This window comes from Gordonia phosphorivorans (assembly GCF_042432625.1).
GTDB lineage: Bacteria > Actinomycetota > Actinomycetes > Mycobacteriales > Mycobacteriaceae > Gordonia > Gordonia phosphorivorans.
Map to the genome: position 1 here is coordinate 99182 of NZ_JBHLWV010000022.1, position 23449 is coordinate 122630.

At 66.8% G+C, this 23449-nt stretch carries 23 protein-coding genes; 9 read left to right on the top strand and 14 right to left on the bottom strand.

All coding sequences use genetic code 11. The features are described 5' to 3' along the window. The first annotated feature begins 3 nt into the window (after positions 1–3). On the top strand, positions 4–1095 hold the full coding sequence (locus tag ACFFJD_RS13020) for an alanine racemase (RefSeq protein WP_382364809.1): 1092 nt from the start codon (positions 4–6) through the stop codon (positions 1093–1095). A gap of 189 nt (positions 1096–1284) precedes the next feature. Here the strand turns inward: ACFFJD_RS13020 and ACFFJD_RS13025 are convergent, their stop codons facing one another. Then, on the bottom strand, positions 1285–2685 hold the full coding sequence (locus ACFFJD_RS13025; protein ID WP_382364811.1) for an HNH endonuclease signature motif containing protein: 1401 nt from the start codon (positions 2683–2685) through the stop codon (positions 1285–1287). Between the two features lie 458 nt (positions 2686–3143). Here ACFFJD_RS13025 and ACFFJD_RS13030 point away from each other — a divergent pair, with 458 nt between their 5' ends. Beyond that, a complete protein-coding gene (locus tag ACFFJD_RS13030; protein ID WP_382364813.1) occupies positions 3144–3470 on the top strand; it encodes a DUF1801 domain-containing protein in 327 nt (108 codons plus the stop codon). Positions 3471–3499: 29 nt separating this feature from the next. Here ACFFJD_RS13030 and ACFFJD_RS13035 read toward each other — a convergent pair whose 3' ends face one another. Continuing rightward, complete coding sequence (locus ACFFJD_RS13035) at positions 3500–5104, bottom strand: DNA polymerase Y family protein (protein ID WP_382364863.1); 1605 nt, start codon at positions 5102–5104, stop codon at positions 3500–3502. Positions 5105–5121: 17 nt separating this feature from the next. Continuing rightward, positions 5122–5937, bottom strand: coding sequence for a DnaE2-dependent mutagenesis accessory factor ImuA' (gene imuA', locus ACFFJD_RS13040; RefSeq protein WP_382364815.1), 816 nt, complete (start codon positions 5935–5937; stop codon positions 5122–5124). Positions 5938–6058: 121 nt separating this feature from the next. Between imuA' and ACFFJD_RS13045 the strand changes: the two genes are divergently transcribed. Further along, positions 6059–6643 (top strand): hypothetical protein, encoded by a 585-nt coding sequence (locus tag ACFFJD_RS13045; RefSeq protein ID WP_382364817.1) that lies wholly within the window; start codon positions 6059–6061, stop codon positions 6641–6643. 11 nt (positions 6644–6654) lie between these two features. Next, complete coding sequence (locus tag ACFFJD_RS13050) at positions 6655–7440, top strand: hypothetical protein (protein ID WP_382364819.1); 786 nt, start codon at positions 6655–6657, stop codon at positions 7438–7440. Here the strand turns inward: ACFFJD_RS13050 and ACFFJD_RS13055 are convergent. Both ACFFJD_RS13055 and ACFFJD_RS13060 read right to left on the bottom strand, forming a co-directional pair. Continuing rightward, positions 7406–8062 carry a LuxR C-terminal-related transcriptional regulator gene (locus tag ACFFJD_RS13055; protein ID WP_382364821.1) on the bottom strand — a complete coding sequence of 219 codons (657 nt, stop codon included), beginning with the start codon at positions 8060–8062 and terminating at the stop codon, positions 7406–7408. The two genes, ACFFJD_RS13050 and ACFFJD_RS13055, sit on opposite strands and share 35 nt — an antisense overlap. After that, on the bottom strand, positions 8062–9276 hold the full coding sequence (locus ACFFJD_RS13060; RefSeq protein WP_382364823.1) for a sensor histidine kinase: 1215 nt from the start codon (positions 9274–9276) through the stop codon (positions 8062–8064). Before ACFFJD_RS13060 ends, ACFFJD_RS13055 begins: the two co-directional genes overlap by 1 nt. Before the next feature lie 116 nt (positions 9277–9392). Here ACFFJD_RS13060 and ACFFJD_RS13065 point away from each other — a divergent pair, with 116 nt between their 5' ends. The 4 genes from ACFFJD_RS13065 to ACFFJD_RS13080 all read left to right on the top strand — a co-directional run bounded on the left by ACFFJD_RS13065 (position 9393) and on the right by ACFFJD_RS13080 (position 12024). Continuing rightward, positions 9393–10670: a PspC domain-containing protein gene (locus ACFFJD_RS13065; protein ID WP_382364825.1), complete on the top strand. Its 1278-nt coding sequence runs from the start codon at positions 9393–9395 to the stop codon at positions 10668–10670. After that, positions 10667–10891: a hypothetical protein gene (locus ACFFJD_RS13070; RefSeq protein ID WP_345313302.1), complete on the top strand. Its 225-nt coding sequence runs from the start codon at positions 10667–10669 to the stop codon at positions 10889–10891. Before ACFFJD_RS13065 ends, ACFFJD_RS13070 begins: the two co-directional genes overlap by 4 nt. Before the next feature lie 45 nt (positions 10892–10936). After that, positions 10937–11293: a hypothetical protein gene (locus ACFFJD_RS13075; protein WP_382364827.1), complete on the top strand. Its 357-nt coding sequence runs from the start codon at positions 10937–10939 to the stop codon at positions 11291–11293. Between the two features lie 230 nt (positions 11294–11523). Then, on the top strand, positions 11524–12024 hold the full coding sequence (locus ACFFJD_RS13080) for a ribonuclease H family protein (protein WP_382364829.1): 501 nt from the start codon (positions 11524–11526) through the stop codon (positions 12022–12024). Between the two features lie 188 nt (positions 12025–12212). On the opposite strand, the gene ACFFJD_RS13085 is transcribed toward ACFFJD_RS13080, so the two are convergent. The 9 genes from ACFFJD_RS13085 to guaA all read right to left on the bottom strand — a co-directional run bounded on the left by ACFFJD_RS13085 (position 12213) and on the right by guaA (position 22580). Continuing rightward, on the bottom strand, positions 12213–13991 hold the full coding sequence (locus tag ACFFJD_RS13085; protein WP_345314397.1) for an Hsp70 family protein: 1779 nt from the start codon (positions 13989–13991) through the stop codon (positions 12213–12215). Next, the gene (locus tag ACFFJD_RS13090; protein WP_345314398.1) at positions 13988–15172 is read right to left on the bottom strand and encodes a coiled-coil domain-containing protein; all 1185 of its coding nucleotides are present in this window, start codon (positions 15170–15172) and stop codon (positions 13988–13990) included. The genes ACFFJD_RS13085 and ACFFJD_RS13090 overlap by 4 nt, the downstream gene beginning before the upstream one ends. Further along, positions 15169–16050 carry a hypothetical protein gene (locus tag ACFFJD_RS13095; RefSeq protein WP_345314399.1) on the bottom strand — a complete coding sequence of 294 codons (882 nt, stop codon included), beginning with the start codon at positions 16048–16050 and terminating at the stop codon, positions 15169–15171. The genes ACFFJD_RS13090 and ACFFJD_RS13095 overlap by 4 nt, the downstream gene beginning before the upstream one ends. A gap of 457 nt (positions 16051–16507) precedes the next feature. Continuing rightward, a complete protein-coding gene (locus ACFFJD_RS13100) occupies positions 16508–17185 on the bottom strand; it encodes a hypothetical protein (RefSeq protein ID WP_382364832.1) in 678 nt (225 codons plus the stop codon). Positions 17186–17247: 62 nt separating this feature from the next. Beyond that, positions 17248–17895 (bottom strand): hypothetical protein, encoded by a 648-nt coding sequence (locus ACFFJD_RS13105; RefSeq protein WP_345314401.1) that lies wholly within the window; start codon positions 17893–17895, stop codon positions 17248–17250. 11 nt (positions 17896–17906) lie between these two features. Further along, positions 17907–18866 carry a macro domain-containing protein gene (locus tag ACFFJD_RS13110; RefSeq protein WP_345314402.1) on the bottom strand — a complete coding sequence of 320 codons (960 nt, stop codon included), beginning with the start codon at positions 18864–18866 and terminating at the stop codon, positions 17907–17909. A gap of 73 nt (positions 18867–18939) precedes the next feature. Beyond that, a complete protein-coding gene (locus tag ACFFJD_RS13115; protein WP_382364865.1) occupies positions 18940–20517 on the bottom strand; it encodes a hypothetical protein in 1578 nt (525 codons plus the stop codon). 181 nt (positions 20518–20698) lie between these two features. Then, positions 20699–20935: a hypothetical protein gene (locus ACFFJD_RS13120; protein WP_382364834.1), complete on the bottom strand. Its 237-nt coding sequence runs from the start codon at positions 20933–20935 to the stop codon at positions 20699–20701. 58 nt (positions 20936–20993) lie between these two features. Beyond that, positions 20994–22580, bottom strand: a complete 1587-nt coding sequence (guaA, locus tag ACFFJD_RS13125; RefSeq protein ID WP_382364836.1) for a glutamine-hydrolyzing GMP synthase — start codon at positions 22578–22580, stop codon at positions 20994–20996. A gap of 337 nt (positions 22581–22917) precedes the next feature. On the opposite strand from guaA, the gene ACFFJD_RS13130 reads away from it, so the two are divergent. Beyond that, positions 22918–23259 carry a hypothetical protein gene (locus tag ACFFJD_RS13130; protein ID WP_246994752.1) on the top strand — a complete coding sequence of 114 codons (342 nt, stop codon included), beginning with the start codon at positions 22918–22920 and terminating at the stop codon, positions 23257–23259. Positions 23260–23449 lie beyond the last annotated feature (190 nt).

Here is a 23449-nt window from a genome sequence, read left to right on the forward strand (position 1 = left end):
CCCATGACCGAGACTCCCCTGATCGAGACTCCCCCGATCGACACCCCCTACCTGCTGGTCGACGACGCCGTCCTGCGCCGCAACCTCCGGGCGCTCGCCGAGCGCGCCGCCGCGAGCGGTCTGCAGGTGCGCCCGCACGCCAAGACCCACAAGTGCGCGCAGGTGGCCAGGCGTCAACTCGACTGCGGCGCCACCGGTTTCACGGTCGCCACCATCGGCGAGGCCGAGGCTTTCGCCGACGCCGGGTTCACCGACCTGTTCATCGCCTACCCGCTGTGGCTCACCGAGGGCAAGGCCGCGCGCCTGCGCTCGCTGGCCCGGCGCGCCACGCTCCGACTCGCGGTCGACTCTGTCGACGGCGCCCAGCAGATGGCCGCGCTCCTCGGCTCCGCTCCGGTCGAGGTGCTGATCGAAGTGGATTCGGGCATGCGCCGCAGCGGCACCCAGCCCGAGCATGCCGGTGCTGTCGCCGAGGCCGCCGCGACTGCGGGACTGCCGGTGGTCGGGGTGTTCACCTTCCCCGGCCACGGTTACGGTCCCGGTTCGGCCCGCGCCGACGCGGCCCGCCAGGAAGCGGAGGCTCTCGCCGCGGCCGCGGAGTCGTTGCGCCGTCACCGGATCGAACCGACCGTGATCAGCGGAGGATCCACCCCCACGGTGGCCTTCGCCGACGCCGGAGTGCTCACCGAGATCCGGCCCGGCGTCTACCCGTTCAACGACGCCCAGCAGCTCGAGATCGGCTCCTGCACCTGGTCCGAGGTGGCATTGGTCGCCGTCGCGACCGTCGTCGGGCGGGACGGCGGCAGGATCGTCCTCGACGCCGGCAGCAAGACACTCGGCGCCGACCGCCCCGCGTGGGCGACCGGCTTCGGCCGCCTCCCCGAGTTTCCCGACGCCCGGATCGTCTCGCTGTCCGAGCACCATGCCGTCGTCGAGTTGCCACCGGACACGAAGCCCCTTCCGGCACTCGGCGACCGGGTCCGCGTGATACCGAACCACGTCTGCTCCGCGGTGAATCTGGCCGACGAACTCCTCGCGCAGACCGCCGACGGCATCGAGGCCTGGCCGATCATCGCCCGCGGCGCCAACCACTGACCCCTCACCGCGGCCCTCACCGCCAACCGTCACCACCGACCGTCTCCACCGGCCGTCGTTGCCGGGCCGGGGCCGAGGACCTGGGCGATTCCCGTGACCGCCCAGGCCCGCCCACTGGGCAGACACACTATGAAATTTTCAAATAACACATCGCGCCGGGACACCTTCCCAACACTTACTCAGAGCGCCTCACGCGGCGCTGGCCGATAACGTCAAAGTCCGTCGCGCATTCGATCGGATCGGTTCACGACGACGCTTCGGATGCTCCGGATCGGCCGGCGGCACGAACCACGGCTGCCGATCCCGACCGATGTACACCTCCCATCCACCGTGGTGAATCACCGTGTGATGCCGGCGGCAGAGCAGGACACCGTTGTCCAGGCTCGTGGCCCCGCCGTGCTCCCAATGCTCCACATGGTGCCCGTCACACCACGACGGAGGCGCCCCGCAACCGGGAAAGGCGCAGCCACGGTCCCGTAGGGCCAGGGCTTTACGGAGACCCGGGGTGAAGAGCCGCTTCTCCCGGCCGACGTTCAGCGGCACACCGTGCTCGTCCAGCAGCGCCAACGCCACCGACGCCTCGCACATGATCAACTCCGCAGTCCGCGCCGAGATCGGCCCACCGAACCCGAGCCACGGCACCGCAGTCTCGTCCTCAGTCATCGGTATTGAAATCGTCTGTCCCGCAACAAGTCCCGCGCCTGAATCGAGTACCTGCCCGTTCATCACCACCGCCGCCGGCACCGACAAGGTGACGTGCGGCAACACACCGCCGGACTCAGGACGCTCCGAATGAGACAGATACGTGCGAATCACCTGCGCCATCGCATCCGCACGACGACGCTTCGCCGAACGCCGATCCGCAGAACCATTAGGCTCGGGCACCGGCCGCGTCAACGGATCCAACGCCGCGCTCAGTTCCTCGGCGGCCACGATGTCGAAATCGATCGTCACCGCCACCCGCCCGTCGTCGGAGCGAGTCAAGATCATCTCGTTCAGATCGTCACGCTCAGCGACCGGGACTACCCCATCCACAGGCTCAACCGGCGCCAGCTTGATCGCCCAGGCCCGGGCCTTCTCCCTCACCCGCGCCGGCGAGGTCTGCACCATCAACGAATGCACGATCTTCCGGCGATCGTCGTCGGACAGCTCCACCCGACCGGCCACATGACCGAGACCGGTAACCACCGCGTCGCCCTTCTCCGCCGACACCGCACCATCACGCAAACCACGAACTACCGCGACCAGGTTCTCGTCGGACATCGCCTGCCCGAGCCGGCCGGCGCGGTAGGCCACCGCCGGAGCCGCCCCGAGTTCGGCGAGGATCGCCGCGCCCGACCGCACATGCTTCCGTGCGGGCAAGCCCACGCGTTCCATCGCGGCGCACGCCGCGGCCACCGAATAGTCCGCCACATTGCGCAACCGCAGAACCGCCGCGGTCACAGCCAGTAACTCGCGGTCATCGTCCACCGCCCGCGCCCGGGCCAAGAACTGCCCCAGATTCGCCGGCGCATCGATATCGGTACCGACCGGGATAGTGAGGTCATCGCTCATCAGATCGGTGAAGGCGATGAGAGTTGCTGCGTCCATGACGCCCACTCCTGAAGGTTACGAGAAGCCAATAGCGAGGGAACCGGTCGAGCCGTGTGACGATCGGTCACCCAGCCACTCATGCTCCGCGAGTGTGTTCCGCGAGTTCGGAATCGTTGATCCCATCTCGACTACGTCTATGATACCCCTCACTACTGACAAGCACATCAGTGCGATATGGGTTGTGGACAACCGATTTCTCTTTCCGTCTCCGACCACTGATCCGTACGCTGAGCTGTGTGACGGCAGCGCCGCCACACCTCGCGCAATCGATGGTGAAGTGCTCACCTGACACATTCGCGGAGAGGACTGAACTGATCAGGACATGTCCGCAATGGAGAACGCGCAACTCCTCTGCCACCCGGCGGAGGGGTTGTCCTGTCCATGCCGCGATACGCGGCGCGAGAAAGAGATCAGTCGATACCGCCCCTTCCAAGGTCAACAAGGATCACCTGGCGGTGACCGAGAAGATCGAGGCGATGCCCGAGCCGTACCGAGCTGTGGCCCGCCGACTGCACGAGACCATCCTGGCCGCGGGCCCCAAACTGAAGCCGCGCCTCTGGTACGGCATGCCCGGCTACGCCACCACGCGCAGCGCACCGGTGCGGGTCTTCTTCCGCCTGGACGATGACCTGATGAGCGTGGGAATCACCGAAAAGGCCTACCGTGCACCCGCACCCGATGCACCGAACTCCCTGATGCCGTGCGCGTGGTACCTGACCGAACTCGACGAGGCAGGCGCCGATCTCCTCACCGAGGTGGTCCGCGCGGCCTTCGCCGACTAGCAACACCGCAGGCCGGCCCGTCGGGGGCGTCATTCGTAGACGCCTTCGACGGACCAGCGGGCACCGCGGAAGCACAGCAGCAGCGCCCGGGAGGTTCCGGCGACTCCGGTCTCGTCGAGCAGCACCTGCGCTCGGGCGGCAACGGCGGTGTTACGCGCGAACGGTGCGGGCTCGTCGTCGGCCACCGGCGCGCCGTCGTCGATGCCGAACGGCCACGGCCCGGCCCACCACTGCACCCGTCGCCGGCTGCGTCCCATGCACACTTCCACGGGCTCGGAGCTGAAGGAACCGCGCGCGGTCACCGTCACCGGATCGCCCGCCGCATCGAGCAGCTCGGCGGCCCCGGTGGTCAGCAGGGCAGGCAGCGGACGAGCCAGCGCGTCCGGCCACGCCGCATCGACCGGTAGGGTCGGCACGGCTTCGTCGCCATAGGTCACCAGCGACACCCGTTCGGCCGGGCCGCGCCCGCCGCTGGGCACCGGCACCCGCACCGACTCCCCACCGAGCAGCCCCTGCACGCGCACCAGCGAACGACGAGCCCGTTCACCCAACCCCGTGCCCACATCCGTCGGCAGCCCGGCCCCGGTCAGCGCATGCTGCAACCCGCCCGGATCCACCAGTTCCACCGGCTCCAGGATCAGCCGCACCAGCGGGCCGTCCGGCCCCGATTCGGTGCCTGCGGCGGTGAGCCACCCTTCCAGCTGCCACCGGATCCGGTCGGCGGTGGCCTCCGGGGTGAGGGGTTCGGCGCACCGCCAGGTGCGTGAGTGCCGCCGCCCGCTGTCGGTGATCACATGCACGGTCAGCCGGGTACAGGCCAACGCCGCCGACATCAGCCGCCGGTGCAGTTCCTCGGCGAGCCGACGGCCGAGGAAGGCCGCCGCATCGATCCGGTCCACCGGCGGATCGCACCGATAGGTCACCTCCAGATCCGGCGGGATCGGCGCCCGGGACGGACGACGCCCCGGCCGGCCGGCGGCCATCCGGTGCGCGCGCACCGCGTCGGCGGAGAAGCGGGCGGACACATCCGCGGGGTCGAGGGCCGCGAACCGCCCCAGCGTCCGAAGCCCTAAGCGCCACAACAGGTTCACCAGCTCGTCCCGTTCCGGCGCGGACAGGGACGGTTCGATCGCGAGATCGGCGACGGGCCGGTCGGCGAGGAAGTCGGCGCCGGTACCCGGCGGCACCACTTGACCCGAGCGGGCGGCCAGCACCGCGGTGAACAGCTGATCTGCCACGCCCACCTGCGCGATCACCCCCGCCGCCTCCACCGCCTCCACCACGGCCTCGGCCAGTTCGGCCTCCCCACCGAAGTAGCGTCCGGCACGATCGGCGGCCATCACCAGCAGTCCGGGGCGTAGCACTTCGGTCATCGGGATCACGGTGGTCACCGCCGCGGTGACCGGATCGAAGAAGCGTCCGTCGCGGTGCGGATCGGCCTGCGCCACGGTCAGTTCCGGGCAGGCCGCCTGCGCCTGCCGCTTGCGCATGCCGCGCCGCACCCCGGCGCGTCGTGCGCTGCGCGAGCACGCGGTCACCCGACCGGCGGCCAGCACCGCGATCGGCTCGCCGCCGACCAAGCCGCGTCCCCGGGCGACAGCGACGGCCGGCCAGTCCGGGCACCACAGGGCCATCACCCGCTCCGACGCACTCAATTCGCCACCGCCCAACGATCGCGCGCGGACACCGCGCTCCGGCGGCGGGCAGGCTCCACCGACTGCAGCCGCAAGGATCCTGCGTCGCCGATACTCGGTGTCACCAGCTCGCAACGCAGTCGACGAGGGGCGATCCCGGTTCCCGCCGCCTCCACGTCCACCTGTAAGCCGCCGATGCGGCCGTAGCCGTTGCGACGCAACGGCAGGTGCCGGTAACCGACCACCTGGGCGGAGAGTCGCACCGAGGCACCCGGCCACACCCCGGGCGGTCCCAGCACCAGCAGCGTCGCCGATTGTCGTCGGGCACGGCCGGCCAGCACCCGTGCCCGCGACGGTGTCACCCGGTCGATGCCGACCAGCACCAGATCGATCCCGTCCAGCAGCACCGCCGCCGCCTCCAGCCGATCCCACGCCGTGCTCGAACGTCCCGCCGACGACTCGACCGCGGAGTCGGCCACGGGTGATTCCACCACCGCGATCCGCCCGAGGTCGGCCCCGAGATCCGCCGCCATCGCGAGATTCAACTCGGGCAGGCCCACCACCGCGGCGGTGGCTCCGGCCGCGCTGGCCGCGGCCAACAATGCCACCGGCAGGGTCATGGCTCCGCTCACCGCGACCACGGATCCGGGCACCAGCCCTCGTCGCGGCAACAGGTCGGCAATCGGTGTCGGCACCGCCAGCACCGTCGACCTCTCCCCGTCGACCGAGCCGGTCTGCGACGTCCTCGACGGGTCGGTCCCGCCCGACATCTGCGTGAGCCTTCGCCGCAGTGCCGCCACGGTGGCCGCTTTATCTACACTTTGATCGGACATGCGCTTCCCCTCGCCTGAGACGACCATTCGTTCCAGCGGCAGGGAAGATACCGATGTTCGAACTTCTGTTCGATAGAATATCGCCGGGGTCCGACAATCGTCAACGAGAGGAACCGAGCCCGTGCAACAGCGCCTCTTCGCCCTGGTCATCGCCGTACTGGCCACCACAGCGTCCTGGCTCACTACCCTCCCCTGGGCCGACATCGAGCCCGCCATGGAGACCGCGTTTCGGTGGAACGGCTTCGGCACCCTGACCGCCGAGATCACCGACCCGGAGTTCCCGACCAACGCGGGCCTCGAGGCGGCGCCCCTGGGCATGTGGGTCGCGGTCGCCTGCCTCCTCGCACTGGCGGCCGCCGTCGCGATGGCGATCCCAAAACCCGCTCTGGCCACGCCGCTGCGCTGGATCGCCGCCGGCGCCACGCTGGCGGCCGCGGTGATCCCGATCGTCGTGCTGCTGTCGCCCAGCACTTTCCTGGGCCGGCCGTTCGACGCGATGGGGATCGGACCGATCCTCACCGACGACCACTACGACGACATCGTCGGCCAGCTCCTGGAACGCACCACCCTGATCGCCTTGGCCGTGGTGCTGGTGGTGCTTGCCGCCGTCTGCGCCGCCGCCGCACTGGCGGCCCGTCGCAGCACTGCGGCGGCCTGCCCCCTGAACGTCGCCGCCCGCCCCGAGAACACGGACCTCGCCGAGTAGATTCGAGCATCATGCAGCAGCAACAACGGCGCCTTTACGCGTCTGTGATCGGCGTGGTCGCCGTCCTGGCGATCGCCACCACCCTCCTGCCCTGGGTGTCCCTGCAGACGCTCGGCACGCAGGTCACCTGGAACGGTCTCGGCCGCACCTCCGATGTCCTCCTCGCCGAGAACGGCATCGGTCCACACCCGTACGGATGGTGGGTGGTCGCGGCCGCCTTCGTCGCGATCCTGGCCACCGGCCTGCTACTGAGTTCGGGCAAGGTGATCGACAAGATCACCGCTCCGGTGCTGTGGCTGGCCGCGGTCGCCGCGCTCGCCGCCACCGCGGTGCCGATCACTGCCCTGGCCGACCCCGCGTGGCTGATGGGTGACTTCCTCGACCAACTCGGCCCCCGCGGCCTCGTGGACCTGATCGGCGGGGAGTTCCTCGTCGTTCCGGTCTTAGGCTTCACCATCGGCAGCCTGATCATCTTGGCGCTGCTCGCGGCCGCCACCGCCCTCATCGTCCGGCCGATCCGCCTGCGCGTCCGCATCAGCATCGACCGCGGCACCGATACGAAGAAGCAGCCCACGCCCGCCCGGACCGCCCCGGCCGTGCGCGACGACGAACCCGCTGCCGAGGACGTCGATCCGGAAGCCGACGAGGCTGACACCACCGTCGACGAAGACCCCGTCGACGCAGATTCGGCTGACGAAGACTCATCCGACGAAGAACCCGCCGACGAAGAACCGGCCGACGAAGAACCGGCCGAGGCCGGCGCTACCCGATCTGCCGGTTCACCGCCCAGCGAGTGAGCGCGTTGCGGTTGGACTGCTGCGTCTTGCGCAGCACGTTGGAGGCGTGGGTCTCGACGGTCTTGACCGAGATGAACAGTTCCTCGGCGATCTCCCGATAGGTGTAGCCGCGCGCCAGCAGGCGCAGCACCTCCATCTCGCGCCGGGTGAGCGAGTCCAGTTCCGGGTCCAGCGCGGGTTCGGGCACCGGCGAGCGGCCGGTGAACGAGTCGAGCACGAAACCGGCCAGTCGCGGACTGAATACCGCATCGCCCTCGGCGACGCGGCGCACGGCGTCGGCCAGCTCCCGGCCGCTGATCGTCTTGGTCACGTAGCCGCGGGCCCCGGCTCGGATGGTCGCGATCACGTCGGCGGCCGCGTCCGAGACCGACAGCGCCAGGAACACCGGGGCCTCCGAGCCGATCGCGTCGGCCACCCCGCGCAGCACCGCCACCCCGCCACCACCGGGCATGTGCACGTCCAGCAGCACCACGTCGGGCCGCAGTTCCACGATGCCGGCCACCGCGTCGGGCACCGTCCCGGCGTCGCCGATCACCTCGATCCCCGCCTCCGAGGCCAGTTCGGCGCGCACGCCGGAGCGGAAGACCCCGTGGTCGTCGACCAGAAACACCCGGTACGTCATCAATCCTCCTGTTGTCCCGCGCGCCGCGGCAGCCGCAGCGTCACGTTGGTGCCTTGTCCGGGTGCCGAGCGGATCGTCGTCGTGCCGCCCGCCCGCACCATGCGTCCGGTGATGGAACCGGAGATTCCCTGGCGGTCCCCGTCGACGGTGTCCGGGTCGAAGCCGACGCCGCGGTCGCGGACGAACACCTCCACTCGATCGTCGAGGACCTCGGCGTAGACGTCGATCTTGTCGGCGCCGGAATGCTTGGCGGCGTTGACCAGCGCTTCCCGGGTCGCGGCGACCAGCGCGCTGGCCGAGCGCGCCCACGTCTCGTCGCGCAGTTCGGCCGGGCTGGTGTCGCCGACGGTCACCGCCTCGATCTCGGTGCCGTACGACGACTCCACCTCCGCGGCCAATGCGGCGATCGCGGCGGCGAACGACTCGCGCTGCTGAGCCGGGTCGCCGAACAGCCAGATCCGCAGCTCGCGTTCCTGCCGTCGGGCCAGGCGGGCGACGGTGTCCGGATTGCCGGCCTGCTTCTGAATCAGCGCGAGGGTCTGCAGCACCGAGTCGTGCAGGTGGGAGGCGATCTCTTCGCGTTCGGCGTCGCGGATGCGGGCGGCCCGCTCCGCGTCGAGGGCGCGCAGCAGGCGCATCCACAACGGCACCGTCAGCAGCACGACGCCCACCAGCGTGGCCAGCACGGCGAGCACCGTGGAGTTGACGCCGCCGAGCGCCGACCCGCCGGCCACCACCATCACCACCAACCCGCCGATCACCAGCACCGCGCCGCTGATCAGCCGCAGCCAGGTGAACGCGGAACGATGGGCGCCGCTGCCGAGGCCGGTCACGTCCACTTCGCGCCACACCAGCGCGGCACCGCCGAGCGTGATGCCCACCGCAACCAGTTGCTGGGCCGGAGCGTTGGAGGCCAGCATGAAGCTGGCTACCAGTGCGACGAGGCCCAGCGCGACGAGGCCGTAAGCCTGGCGTCGTTCCCGCGACGGCGCGCGTTCGGTGTCCTCGCCGAGCGGCACGAAGAACCACAGACCCGCGTACGCCATCGCGCCCGCGCCGGCCAGTGCGGTGAGGACCACGAAGACCACGCGCACTCGGAAGACGTCAACACCGAGGTGGTCGGCGAGGCCGCCGGCCACTCCGCCCACCACTTTGCCGCCGTTGCGCCGGTGCAGCGTCGGCGTCGTCGTCGTGCGGGATACGTCGGTTCTCATCACCTTCGATACTGGCACGCCCGGAGGCTTTTAAGCTCGCCCCGCGGCAGAGTTCAGGGACCATCTCAGGGTGGTTCCCGATACCTCGGCGTCGGCGTCGACACCAGGATGGAGTCATGGACGCAACGACGCTCTCCGACCTCTGGGCCACCCGTCCCGTTCGACGTCGACAAGGCCACAAGGTGGCCGGCGTCTGTTCGGGTTTCGGTGCGCGGTACAACGTGGATCCGACGTTGGTGCGCGTCGCGCTCGTCGTGGCCACGATCTTCGGCGGCGCCGGGATTCTGCTGTACGTGATCGCCTGCTTCGTGCTCCCCGCCGACCGCACGCCTCGCGCGGAGAGTCCCGCCGACCAGCACCACGGCCACTTCCGCTGGGGCTCGCTGATCCCCCTCGTCATCCTCGCCGTGGTGCTCTCGGCGATCTTCGGCGGCGACAACTGGAGCGGCAGCGGCATTCTCAGCACCGGCCTCCTCCTGTTCGGCTGGTGGCTCCTGTACCAACGCACCCCCACCCCACCCCCCGGCACCTCCGCCACCACACCCCCTGAGCCCGCCCCGATCCCTGAGCCTGTCGAAGGGGCCTCGCTTCCGTTCCCTGGGCCTGTCCCCACCTCTACGGGCCCGACATCCCCGATCGCTGAGCAGGTCCCGGTCCCTGAGCCTGTCGAAGGGTCCTCAACCACCACGACGACGGTCCCCGAAGCCCCACCCACCCCACCCGCCTGGGACCCGCTCGGAGCAGCCCCCTTCGCGTGGGATCTCCCCGCACCCCCGCCCGCACCGCCGGCCCCCAAGCCCGACGTCCCGCGCTCTCCTGTCACCCCGATCACGCTGGGCCTGGCTCTGCTCGTGGTCGCCGGCGGCACCGCCGCGCACACGGCCGGCATGGACTGGTTCACCGTCAGCCGGATCGCCTCCCTCGCCCTGCTGGTAATCGGCGGAGGACTCCTCATCTCCGCCCTGCAGCGCCGCCCCGAGGGAGCGTCGAGTTCCGGCTTGGTCTCGCTCGGCGCCCTGACCGCAGCCGTCGTGATCGTCTCAGCACTGGTCGACGCTTCCGGCTGGAATCCACCCAAAGGCGGTATCGGCGAACGCAATTGGCCCGTCACCGAGCAGTCCCAACTGCGCGACCACTACGAACTGACCGTCGGCTCCACCGTCCTGGACTTGCGTCAGCTGCCCGCACTCGACGCCGACCGGTCGATCAGCCTGGAGCAAGGCATCGGCGAGATCGTCGTCTGGCTGCCCGACGACGTCCGCGTCCGCCCGGAGTGCAGCGTCACCGTCGGCGACTTCGCCTGCCCGACCGGCGTCGTCGGCGGCAAAGACGACGGCCCGATCCTCACCATCAACGCCCACGTGGGCATCGGCAATGTGGAGATGAAGCGATGAACGACGACCTGCAGAACTCCGACCCGCAGACCGCACCCGAACTCCGCCGCAGCCCGTGGCTGGCGGTCGCCGGTCTCCTCGCGATCGCTGTCGGCGCGTGGGGTGTCGCCGGAGGCCCCGACCTGCCCGACCTGACGATCCTGCCGTGGGTGCTGATCGGCGTCGGCGTCGTGGCCGGCGTGGTGCTCATCGCGAGCGGTCTGCGTCGTCCGTCGAACTGATCGACGGCGACGATCCTGTCGTATCCCGCCGCTACCCTGCGCGGCATGGAAACCATGAAGACCTCTGACGCCATTTGCCCAGTGCCGCGCATGATGGGCTGGTTCGACGTCGCCGCCCGCGTCCGGTACGCATCCGACGACGGCAAGATCGTCCGCTACGCGCACGACACCTACCTCGACTCCCACGACCAGGACGGCCCCGTCTTCATGGGCGACGGCATCGAGATGATGTTCCACCACCTCGGCCTGCAGCTCCCCCGCGGCGAAGAGCTCTACAACTTCTGCGACGCGGTCACTGCCGGCTTCGCGGAAGCCACCGTCGTCGAGATCCCCCTCGACGAGGGCGAACTCCTCCTTGAGCTCACCCCCTGGCAGGAAGTCCCGGGCAGCCTGCTGAGCTAGCGGCTCGTCGACGAGCAGTCCGAAACCCGAGATCCCGGCCAACTCCGGTTCGGCCCAGCTAGAGACGATTATCCGATAAGCCCCACCCCGGCTTCGCGACTCGGATACCGTGACGAGGGGCTTGGCACAGAACCACACTCTTTCTCTTTGCTAGGCGGAATCCACACACAGCAACACTGTTGATTTCTGCCGTCCGAATGCAAGAGCGAGGAAGACACACTATGCCAAAGATGCCTTCATCACCGGCCCCACCTTCCAATGAATCGGCACGCGTGAGCGGCCTACCCCAGGTCACCATCTACATCGCCGCGTCGGCACCGATCCAGACCGGCATCGAGGTAGAGCGAAGCGGCTGGGCAGCGTATGGGCGATCGGGTGAGCACCACAAGCTGCTCGATGTTGGTGCCGATCCGGCGGGAGGCACCCCAGCGCGGATGTACCTACTGGCCCTGGCAACTGCACTGACTCGACTGAAGAGGCCATGCTCGGTAACGGTCGGATGCAGCGACAGCAATATCGTGCGCGATATCAATGAGAATTTGGATAATCTTCGCACCGGAAAGTTCCGTAAAAAGAAGCGCAACATCGACCTCTGGCGGCAGGTATTGGACGCGGAGCGGTCAGGGGGACACACCCTGGCGAAAGCGCTTGTTCCAGACGCGTCTGATCCAGACGCGACAACCGCTCAGCAGCATGCGAGAGCTGCCCGCACGGACCAAACTAGCCCCTGACCTCCGAACGACTGCGGCCGTTATCGCTGGCTTCGCGGAAGCCACCGTCGTCGAGATCCCCCTCGACGACGGCGAACTCCTCCTACTCAGGCCCTAGCCGGAAGTCCCGGGCAGCCTGATGGGCTCGTAGATCTATGAGGTATTGCTCGACTTCGACCAGTGCACAGGCGGTATCTCTCGTCACGAAGTCACGAGCCGCAGCGACATTCTGGAGCTCCCCAAGGCCGCTTGCACACTGCACAAGGCTGGTAGTAGAGATGCTCGGTGAGCTGATCTTCCGTGACTCCCGGGCGAGCATGGCGAGCGAACGCCGCAGAATTGTGCTCATACAGCACATCTCCCGGCACAGCAGCCTGATCCTTCTTGTCGTCCGTAAGGTTCGCACGAATCACCAGACCGGTCGGAACTTCCGCCGCCCGAACGTCCTGTTGCTCCGGATCCGAGAGCGCCTCATCCAGGCCAGTACTCGGTAGCTCGAGACCGAACTCCAGATCGAAGTACGAATCACTGGCCCGATCGCCGGTCCGGCTTGACGACGCCTCCAGAGATAGCACCAGGTCGTCATCAAGTTCGACTTTGAGGGCAAGCCGCTCATGCAACGGCGGAGCGGTGACGTCCACGTCGACCGCCAACATACCCAAAGCCGTGCGCGGTTCACTGGCCCTCGGCTTCGGGGAGAGTGCGGTAGGGGTAACGACCGGAAATTTTGCCACGCCGTCGGTAGGGTCGGCGCAGTACAAGTGGAGCACTTCGGTACTACTGCTACCACCAAGCGGCATCTCTGTACCCGCGGCAAGCAACGGTATCCGGGAGCCCCTCGCCAGCTCGAGCTCGATCGGCTTGGCCAGTCTCAACCTCTGCTGGTCCTTCGCAATCCATGCCGCGCCCTGCGAGATCAGGGTTGCACTATTCGCCGGCACCCTAACCCGGTCAGGTCCGAACATTGCATGCAGTCTCGCGCGAATGGCAGGCATAGCCGCCATACCCCCGACGACAATACACATCGAGACCTGCCCAACCGCCATCGAAAGACTGTCCAGAAGAGATTCGATCTCGCGAATACCAGCCGAAATAAGCGGCCGGGTAAATTCATCGAGCTCTTGCCGGGACAGCGAGTAATGGAGAGCGCTGCCAGATTCGAAGTATCCACCCCTATAGAAGGTAGCCTTTTCGATTTCACCGGACAACTCGACTTTGTGCATTTCCGCATCCTGAAGGAGCCTCAGCTCCGCCTCACGGATCGCCGCGTCAGACGACGCAATCTCGCTCTGTGCGCGGAATCTGGCAACAACCTCGTCGCGAATCACTTTGTCGAACTCATCGCCACCAATACTGTCGGATCCACCGTTTCGCAGCTGACGAATCTCCGACTCATCAATCCGACACAATGTCAGATCGAGTGTGCCGCCACCCCAGTCCACGACCAACACGTTTCGCTTCGCCAAGCGCCGGGCCATCTCCGCGGAGTCAGGTGCACTACGAATGAATCCGTAAAGCGCGGCCAGCGGCTCGTGCACAAATTGGGTGATAGAAATCCCAGCACTCGCGAATGCCTCCCGAAGTGCCGCTCGACGCTCCCCATCCATTGTCACAGGGATCGTCACCACGGCCTGGTCTAAATTGCCCAGATCTTCCTTGCGGGCACTCCGTAGCGACTCAGCGCGGACGTGCTTGACAACGTGAGAAACAATGTCGACCGGACTCCGATCAACGCCTCCAACAGAAACAACTTCCTGCCCTAAGAGAAACTTGGGGGACTTGACGACATCTCCATGAATCCCAATTCCAACTGCGTCCAGCGACGCCTGTGCCTCGCGGCCAACGACGACTCGTTCACCCTCATACTTGACGACCGATGGATAAGGCCGGCCCCCATCTTCTCCGTTCGTCACATCGATAACACGCCCACCTACCACGACCGATACCAGGCTGTTGGTCGTTCCGAAGTCGAATCCGACTACGGTCACAATGCACCACCGCCTTTCGTAATTCTGAGTTGCTCAAGCTCTCTACCCAGGCCCCGCAACGAGCGATCCAGGTATTCTTCGGTCACTGAAGGAACTCCGTCGCGCAGTGCTTCAAGTCCAGTAGTCAACAATGAAACTTCTTCAGTCAATCGCCCTATGACCCTGGTCCGCAGCAGCTCATAGTCGTCAATCAGATGGCTCTGACTCACTATTCTACTTTCACGCTCAGCCGCCAGTGCAGCTTCGAGGCGCTGCACCTCTGACCGCAAAACATCGCTCTCCTCAACGAGGGATCGTTCCCTTTCGTTGCCCACTTCAATCTGGCCGACCAGAACCGCTTCCCGGGATGAACTGGCATTAACCACATTCTCAAGTCGGTCAACTTCGCTGGCGTACTGCGCCATTCTGGAGGAGTAGTTCGCAGCGACCAGTCCGAGTGAATCGAGCCTGCCAGATTCGACGATCGTGCTTGCCTGCCGTTCAACCCTGATCGCGGACGGAACCGCCGTTACCCATACAGCACGGTTCAACTCATCGATGAATCGGTCGAGGTTCCACGCACCCTGGACGACGCGCAACAGCCCCAGCGCATACACAGCATTCTTCTCAAGGCGCGCCCTATTCGCAGCCGTGAAGGGCCCATCGCCAAGCCCTTTGCCGCCGTCACGCATTTCCGCCCGGCCATCCTTAAACCATTCCTGAACTGCCTCGCGAACCAATATCGGCGCCGGCTGGGAAGCGCTAAGCGGGTCCACCAAGGAAGCTTCGTGAACGCGAAAAATTCGACTCTGACACATTCCAACGATGGCCAGTTCAACAAGGCGATTAAGAACCCGAGCTACCCCTGGCTGCGCGGTTGGCCGGTTAAGGTCCACTCCACGGGACGCAACGAAGGTGAGGATCTTGCACGGAGCAGCAAGGGTCAAATCCTCGCGCGCGTGCTCCACGACGAGGGCACGCTGTCGCTCGAGATCTTCGTCGTCGACCGGCAGCACCGCCAAGATGTCACCTGGCGCAACCGTGGCAGTACCACTCGATTTATAGACTTGTACGATCAGATCGTCGATTGACGTGATCCGCGCAGCCTTTGTGGCCTTCTTCTTGGCCTTTACTTTAGGAAGGCCTGCGACAGAATCGACGCCATCGCCCGCGATCTCAGTATTTTCTGCTCCCGTGTTCACCGTTCCACCTCTTGAATACGCGCGAGGAACGCCTTATTCCACGCGTCAGTCTGATTCGAATGCTGCAGCAACTCGGCGACCTTTTGCGCCTCGCGAACGTTCCCGCCGGCCAGGAGCGCCTCACACGCCAGAAGCCTGACCTTGAGTTGATCGTAGGGACGAAGATCATCTGACCTCGATACTCCCACCCTAATTGATGACAGATCAGAACCGTCAATAGGCAAGGTATAGAAGCGCATCAGCTCTTCGGTGGTTCGATCACTGAGGGCCGAATCAAGGGTTCCGTGCGCACGGTCCGCCAAACTGTTTCGATCGAAATCGTTCTCACCGGAAAGGATTGCGGAAAACCGAGCGGCGACGTCGGAAACTCTGGGGCTATTCGTTTTCCGAAGTGCGAGGTCGAATTGATTGTAGTGCAGGGCGACGAGTCCGCAGATTGCTTCGGCCGGGGCCCGATCAAAGTCACCGAGAGCATGCACTGCCCTGTTGCATTTCTCCTCAAACCTCAGAATGCTCCTCTGATCGCTCGGGCCGCTTCCATTTCGCTCAGCGTCTTCGCGATCGAGGACGGCGTACAGATACATTGCGAGACCCTCGCGGTAGCGGTTAGCGGTCCCTCCCCGACTGGCCCGCGTGATGAACTCCTCGACCGAGGCCCAACTCAGCTCACCGCCGAAAATCAGCTGGTCAAGCGCATGATCGACCACCGCGAGGTCCTCGTCGGCAGCCAGCGAGAAGTCGAACTCAACCGTTCTATGGAGTGATCCGTTGACGAGGGTAAGCGCCTGGACTCCGCTTCGTGCATCGGCAAGGTATTCTTTCGCCCCTTCGGACGTAGTCGTCCGCCCATTGATTCTCACCTCCGTAACGTCGGACATGCACCAGTCGGAGGGCGAACTCGGGGCGGAGATCAGGAGCCTCGCCCGTCCACAGTCTCGGCCCTTGAAGACCAGGGATGGGCGTCTTGTCGCGTGACCTACGAACTCATGAGTGCGAAGCTCCCGATCGCTCGCAAACTCGAGGCCACACTGCCCACAGATGAAGGCCGGGGGCTTCGGCGGAGGCCGTTCGCCCGTGTCCTCGGGGCCGACGAAGTCGTGGAACTCTTCATACCCTGTGTGCCAAAACCCCACAGCACTCCTCGTCTTCCACAGCAGACTGGCACGCCGCCAGGTCCGAAACCACTCTAGCCGTGGCCTCCGACACATCTAACCGCCACCGTCTGTCGCCTTCGTTTCCCCCGGGACAGTGGTAGATCGCACGCCTCTGATCGACCGTGGATCCACCACGGTACCTCCGTTGTCGACCCATCAAGCCTGCATGGCAGCACCGAGGTCAGACGAGTCCGACCGCGCTCCGCCACGCGGCAACCGCCGCGTCGAACTCCCGGTAGAACTCGTCGAGCCGGTCCTGCTCGCACTGCTTCGCCGCCACCACCTCGACGTCGTTCTCCACCGGCGACAGGTTCAAGCCATGGATCGGCCGTGCCGCCCTCGCCTGGCCACAGACCGAGCATTGAGTCCAGCCGAACACGCACCCGTCGCACTCGCAGTCGTCGCCCCAGCAACGGTCGGGGCCACACTCCTCCCGACACTGGCCCGATTCCTCGACGACCAAGCCGAGCCGTTCGCACACCACGTGGAACTGGTGCCATCGTTGCGCTGACGCTTCGCTGTAGCAGCGGGCGTGTTCGGCGAGCGACCAGTCAACGGGAGCCAGCGCCCGCGCCTCACACAGCTCCACGGCGTCCCGCAGGAGGTTCGCATTCGATGCCCACGCGCGGGCCTCGTGCTGACAGGCGTCCGCCTGGTCCTTGTCGCCTTCGATCGCCGCGTCGAACGCGGCCGTCGTCCACTCCTCGGACTGTTCCAGGTGCTCGGTCTGTGCGTCCCGCAGTTCGTCGACGTCGCAGCCGAAGAGGTACGCGGTCTCGGCCGCGTCGAGCGGCTTCGATGGCCGATCGGACAGCACCAGGTATGCGTACTGGCGGGAATCGAAATAGTCGTCACTCATGGGGTGAGATTACGGCCGGGGTACGACAATTCTGCTCAATGCATGGCTCCTGAGCCGGCGACCTACCGCAGCACGTCCAGCGTCGGGATCTGCGACTTCAACATCTCCAACTGGCTCTGGATCAGTGCGAAGTCGGTGACCGGCTGCGACGCATTCAAGCGGATCTGCGCAGCGCTGGTGATCGCGTCGTCGAGCCCGTCGCGGAACACCTGCAGCCGGGACCACGACTCCTGCGCGGCCTGAGTCTGCGGACTGCCGGCCCCGGTGAAGCCCGGCTCCAACGTGCGGCCGAGCGACGCGAGGTCCTCCGCGAACGTCAACTGCGCGTGGAGGTCTCGAGAGACCTCGCCCAACCAGCCACGGACCGACTCCGCCCGAGTCGCCGCGCTGACCTCGTCGAACACGCGGATCTTCTCGTAGCAGATCGCCAAGCACTGGCCCCACCCGTCCGTCGCCGACATCCGCGGTGGCGGCGGATAGTAGCCCGTCGCCGGTGCGAAAGCAGGCGCCGGATTGACCTGCGGTGCCGCCGGCCGACGACGGTGTCGGATGTACAGGAACCAGAACACGACAGCCGCCACGAAGTAGAAGATCGTCCCACCGACCCGATCGGCGGCGGTGTTCCCATCGGTGAAAGGCATCACGAACACGCCGATCGTGCAGAACACCGCGAGGGCGATGCGCCAATGCTCCTTGAAGAAAGCCTTCATTGATTCCCCACTCACTCCGAACGTGCCGAACCCGCATCGACCGGCGGCGGCGCAGGCAGTCTGTCGTTTCCGAACCATCCTCCCCGACGCCAACCGTAGTCGTCGAACGCCCACGGGAGCTGGTCGCCGGAGCGACTGAGCTCCACGAGTTGCCGGAACCACGCCGCGTATCGCGGGTCGGAGCTCTTCTCGGTCAGCTTGAGCTCGGCAAGGATCAAATCGCCGACCGCGCGCAGCGGCGTCGCGGCGGTCACCACACCGCGGGCGAACTGCTCGACGTCGCTGTTGCTGTAGACGATGGTCGGCGACGTCGGCACTTCGAATCGGACGTCCGGCTGGTCGCGGGTCATGCCGACCTCGATCTGCAGCCGCCAGTGAAAGCCCGACGGGCTGATCGACGGCAACGCGCGCACGTTCTCGTACCCACGACGGTGCAGATCCTCGATGCCTTCCAGGAGTCGAATCGGCACCGACGTGCCCAGGTAGTAGCGCAGTCGCTTGGCCAGCCGTTGATCCGGCGTCACCACTGCCACCGATTCGACCCGGGTATCGGTCGCGGCGATCGTGTCGATGGCGACGGCGATCGCGTCCTCCATCGGCCAGCCGTAGGCGCCGGCCGAGATCAGCGGGAACGCAACCGACTCCACGCCGAGTTCGTCGGCCACCGCCAGGCTGTTCCGATAGCACGACTCCAGCAGGACTCGATTCCGTTGCCCCGCAGCGAAATTCGGTCCGACGGCGTGGATCACCCAGTCGACCGGCAGGTTCCCGGCCGCCGTGTAACCCGCCTGGCCGGCGGGCAGCCCGTCGGGGAATCGCCGTATGCAGTCCTCCAGCACCAGCGGTCCGCCGACACGGTGGATCGCTCCGTCGACTCCCCCGCCGCCCCGCATGCGCGAGTTCGCCGCGTTCACCACGGCGTCGGTGGCGATCGCGGTGATGTCGCCGCGCACGATCTCGATCTCGGTCATAGCGTGATTGTGCATCGCCCCTCTGACAACGAACGGCCGTCGCGAGCTGGACCGATCGAGTATCAGGCTCCGATCAGCGGATCACCAGATCGTTCTTGGTAGCACTGAGCGTGATCGCGGCGATCCGCTTGCCGCGCATCCAGCCGTTCACGAACCGCTTGATCGCCGGGTCGCTCTTTCGCTTGGCCCACACGGCGTCGGGCAGTTGGACGGCACCGACCAGGTGCCGCGGTTTCGCGGTGAGGCCCGGTTGCGACGGTGACATCCGCATGCCGTCCGCGGTGTGCAGCAGGACCGGAATCCTGGTGCCACCCGGGGTGATCACCGTCGCTTCCCGGGTGGTGACCGCAGGATCGAAGTTCTTCACAGACAGCTTGTAGCCGGACGGGTCGGCCTTCAGCCCGATCTGATCCAGCATGCGCGGGTCGACGATGCTGTAGGGCAGACCGATGTCGATCAGCGTCTGGCCGTCGACCAACGCCGTGCGCGACGGCAACGAACCAGTCAGGTTCCAGGGCGTCGGCGCAGACAGCGTCTCAGCAGAACGATCGACCGACGAGTTCTCCAGCAGCGCGCCCTGCAGTTCGCCTCCGGTCTCGGTGAACTGCCACTGCTGCGCGTGAAGTCGCTTGTGCCAGAACCCGGTTCGGCCGTCGCGGCGCCCTTCCACCCGTAGTTCCCGGTTCTCCGCACCGGGGCCCGGCGAGACGACGGTGAGCGCCGACGTGATCTCGCCGGGGATCTTCGGCTGCGACTCCCATTCCGGTGAGGGCAGTTGGACGGCCGCGGTGGAGCGGTCCAACAGCTCCTGCGGCAGGCTACTCGCCGACGGCTTGCCGTTCTGCGAGTCCCAGCTGTAGCGGAAGAACACCGAGTCCGAGCCGGAGGAGTCGAAATCGAAAGTGCGCGTGAACATGTCGCCGTAGCGGTTCGTCACGAAGATGGTCGACGCCGATGCCGACAGCCCCACCATCTGAAGCCGGCCGTCGAGCGGGCTGCCGATCTCATAGCTACGGTCGTTCGGGAGCCACGGGTCGGCGTAGCCGATGCGGCTGCCGTCGCCGTACAGGTACGGAATCATGGTCATCTTGGCGCCGCCGCTCGGGTGCACGCGGCCGGCGATGTCGAGGTACTCCTTGTTGTCCCACGGCGACGTCACCGACAGCGCCCAGCCATTCGGCCGCACGGTGTCCGCCGGGAGCGTTTGCCCCTTCCCTGTCCAGAGCATCGCGCCCCAGCTCGACGTCCAATTCCACAGCAGCGGTGACTGATTCACCGGATCCATGGTGTAGATCCACCGATTCTTATCGATGGCGACCAGTTCGTCGTCGTCGAGCGAGATCGCGGTGAGCTGCCCCTGCAGGCACGACGGCAACGGCACCACCCGCCACTGTTTGCCGTACCGCGGCCGTGCCAGCAACTTGCCGCCGGGCAGCAGCGTGAACTCCCAGTACCGGTTGAACTGGGTTCGTTCGGTGCGCAGATCGACACGCGCGGGAGCTGCGGTGCCGGTGTACCGCGGGAAGGTCTCGAAACCGCGGCGATCACCGCTCGACGGAATCCCCGGTGGAACCTGCCCGCTGCCGAACGGGACGCACGCGGCGGGGCGGGACCGATCAGCGCTCGCCGGCGCTGCGACCACGGTCTGCACCAACGGCAGCAACGCGATCGCGGCGACGACTCCTCGACGAGCCCGATTCGATCGCGAGATCTGGTGTCCGCCAGGAAGTTTCGTAGGCTGACCGATCAATGGGTCGCTCCTCCGTGCGGCAGGTCATGCCGGGGCCAGACGCTGCGTTGGGTGGTCCCTTCCCATCATGCAACGTGAACGACTACGGATTCAGCATCTCGCGACACTGCTCGATCGTGTACTCGGCGATGCACTCGGCCCATTTGGTCTGCTCATCGGCCCACTTGTGCTGCGGCGTCTGGCCGACGTTCGCGCGCCACTGGTAGTCGTCGCACATGATCGCGACGCCATTGGCGTCCACCGCCGTGCGGCCGATACAGCGATCCCCGACCTGAGGTCCGGCCGCGGCCAGCGCCGCGATCGCCCACCTCGTTTTCATGTCCGCAGCGTGCCACACGCTGCGGACATCGACACCGGAACGCCTTGCGGCGCCCGGCTCACTCCCACTCGATGGTGCCCGGCGGCTTGCTCGTCACGTCGAGCACCACGCGGTTCACGTCGGGCACCTCGTTGGTGATGCGGGTGGAGATGATCTCCAGCGTCTCGTAGGGCACGCGCGTCCAGTCGGCGGTCATCGCGTCTTCCGACGAGACCGGGCGCAGCACGATCGGGTGACCGTAGGTCCGGCCGTCGCCCTGCACGCCCACGCTGCGAACGTCGGCCAACAGGACCACCGGGCACTGCCAGATCTGGCCGTCGAGGCCGGCCGCGGTCAGCTCCTCGCGGGCGATCAGATCCGCCTTGCGGAGCAGGCTCAGGCGGTCGGCGGTCACTTCGCCGACGATGCGGATCGCCAGGCCCGGGCCGGGGAACGGCTGACGGTTGACGATCTCCTCGGGCAGGCCCAGCTCGCGACCGACCGCGCGGACTTCGTCCTTGAACAGCAGTCGCAGCGGCTCGACCAGCGAGAACTCGAGGTCTTCGGGCAGGCCGCCGACGTTGTGGTGGCTCTTGATGTTCGCGGTGCCGCTGCCGCCGCCGGATTCGACGACGTCCGGGTACAGGGTGCCCTGGACCAGGAAGTCGATCGTCTGGCCGGTTGCGGCCTTGTCACCGAGGACTTCGGAGACCGCGCCCTCGAACGACCGGATGAACTCGCGGCCGATGATCTTGCGCTTGGTCTCCGGGTCGGAGACGCCGGCGAGGTGGCCGAGGAAGGTCTCCTCGGCTTCGACGGTCACCAGGCGTGCGCCGGTGGCGGCGACGAAGTCGGTCTGCACCTGCTCGCGCTCCCCCGCCCGAAGCAGGCCGTGGTCGACGAAGACGCACGTGAGGCGATCACCGATGGCGCGCTGGACCAGCGCTGCGGCAACGGCGGAGTCGACGCCGCCGGACAGGCCGCAGATGGCCAGACCGTCGTCGCCCACCTGGGCCTTGATGTCGGCGATCAGCGACTCGGCGATGTTGGCCGCCGTCCACGTCGGCTTCAGGCCGGCGACTTCGTACAGGAATCGGGTCAGCACTTCCTGCCCGTGCGGCGAGTGCATCACCTCCGGGTGGTACTGCACGCCGGCCATCCGACGGTCGAGGCACTCGAAGGCGGCGACCGGGGCACCCGGCGTCGAGGCCGTCACGGTGAAGCCCTCCGGCGCCGACTGCACGGCGTCGTTGTGGCTCATCCACACCGGCTGGGTGTCGGTGAGGCCGTGGTGGAGCACGCCGCCGTCGCCGGCGACGTCCATCATGGTGCGGCCGAACTCGCTGACGCCGGTCTTGGCCACGGTGCCGCCCAGCTCGGCGGTCATCTTCTGGAAGCCGTAGCAGATACCGAACACCGGAATGCCCTGGTCGAAGAGCTGCGAGTCGATCGACGGCGCGTCGTCGGCGTAGACCGACGACGGTCCGCCGGACAGAATGATCGCCGCCGGGTCCTTCGCCAAGAACTCGGAAAGCGGCGCGTCGTGCGCGATCACTTCCGAGTAGATGCGTGCCTCGCGCACCCGTCGCGCAATGAGCTGCGCGTACTGGGCACCGAAGTCGACGACGAGGACAGGGCGCGGGTGGTCAGCCGAGGATTCCGTCACGGAAGTCAGTCTATCGGCGCAAGCCCTCGATCCCCGAGTCAGCCCGAAGAACGCTCAACCGCTGTTGCCCGCCGTCGCCTTCTTACCCAGCCCCGCGCTGAGACTGCCGCACCGCTTCAGATCGGCGTGCTGCCGCCAGCCTGCAACCCATGCTCGTCGCACGGGAGGGCACGCCAACTCCTCTGCGCGTCCGCCCTTGCTTGCGGCCACCGATTGGTTTCACCAGTTGCCAGCACACCCCTCCATCGCTTGACCAGCGCATTTACAAGTGCCGCAACCAAAAACACCCCGGTGTTCCACTAGTTCCGCTCGTCCACCTCCAACGAAAGGAACTCCGATGTTCATCCCCATCGCCTTCATCATGGCCCTGATTCTGTTGCCTCTGGTCGCAGCGGCTGCGAAGTTCGCCGTCGCCCCCGCGGGCGGCCTCTCCATGCTCGGGCTCGTCGTCTGGCTCACGGCAGGCTTGTGGCCGGCGGTTCTCACCGTCGGAGCGATCCTCGCGCTGTGTGGAGCATTCCCCCGCATGGCGTATGTCGGTGCCGTCGTTTGGGGCGCGATCCTCGGCCTGCCCACGTTCCTGCTCACCGCCGCAATCGGCGCACCGATGTGGCTCGCCGCGGGGCTCGGCATTGTCGTCGCGTCCGTGCCGTTCAGCAGTTTGACCAAGACGGCCTGACCGGCTTCCTCGACGCGCTGCCGCGCACCTAAAACACTGGCGCGGCGGCGCGTCCTTCCCTTCGGATTTGCCCCACTTCATTGCGGTAGGCCTCGGCGACGTCAGCCAAGGTGCGGCCGAGCCGACACAGAGTTCTGACCAGCAGGAGTAGCAGCACGCGGCCACCGGTTCGGGTGTGGCCCCTGGGGCA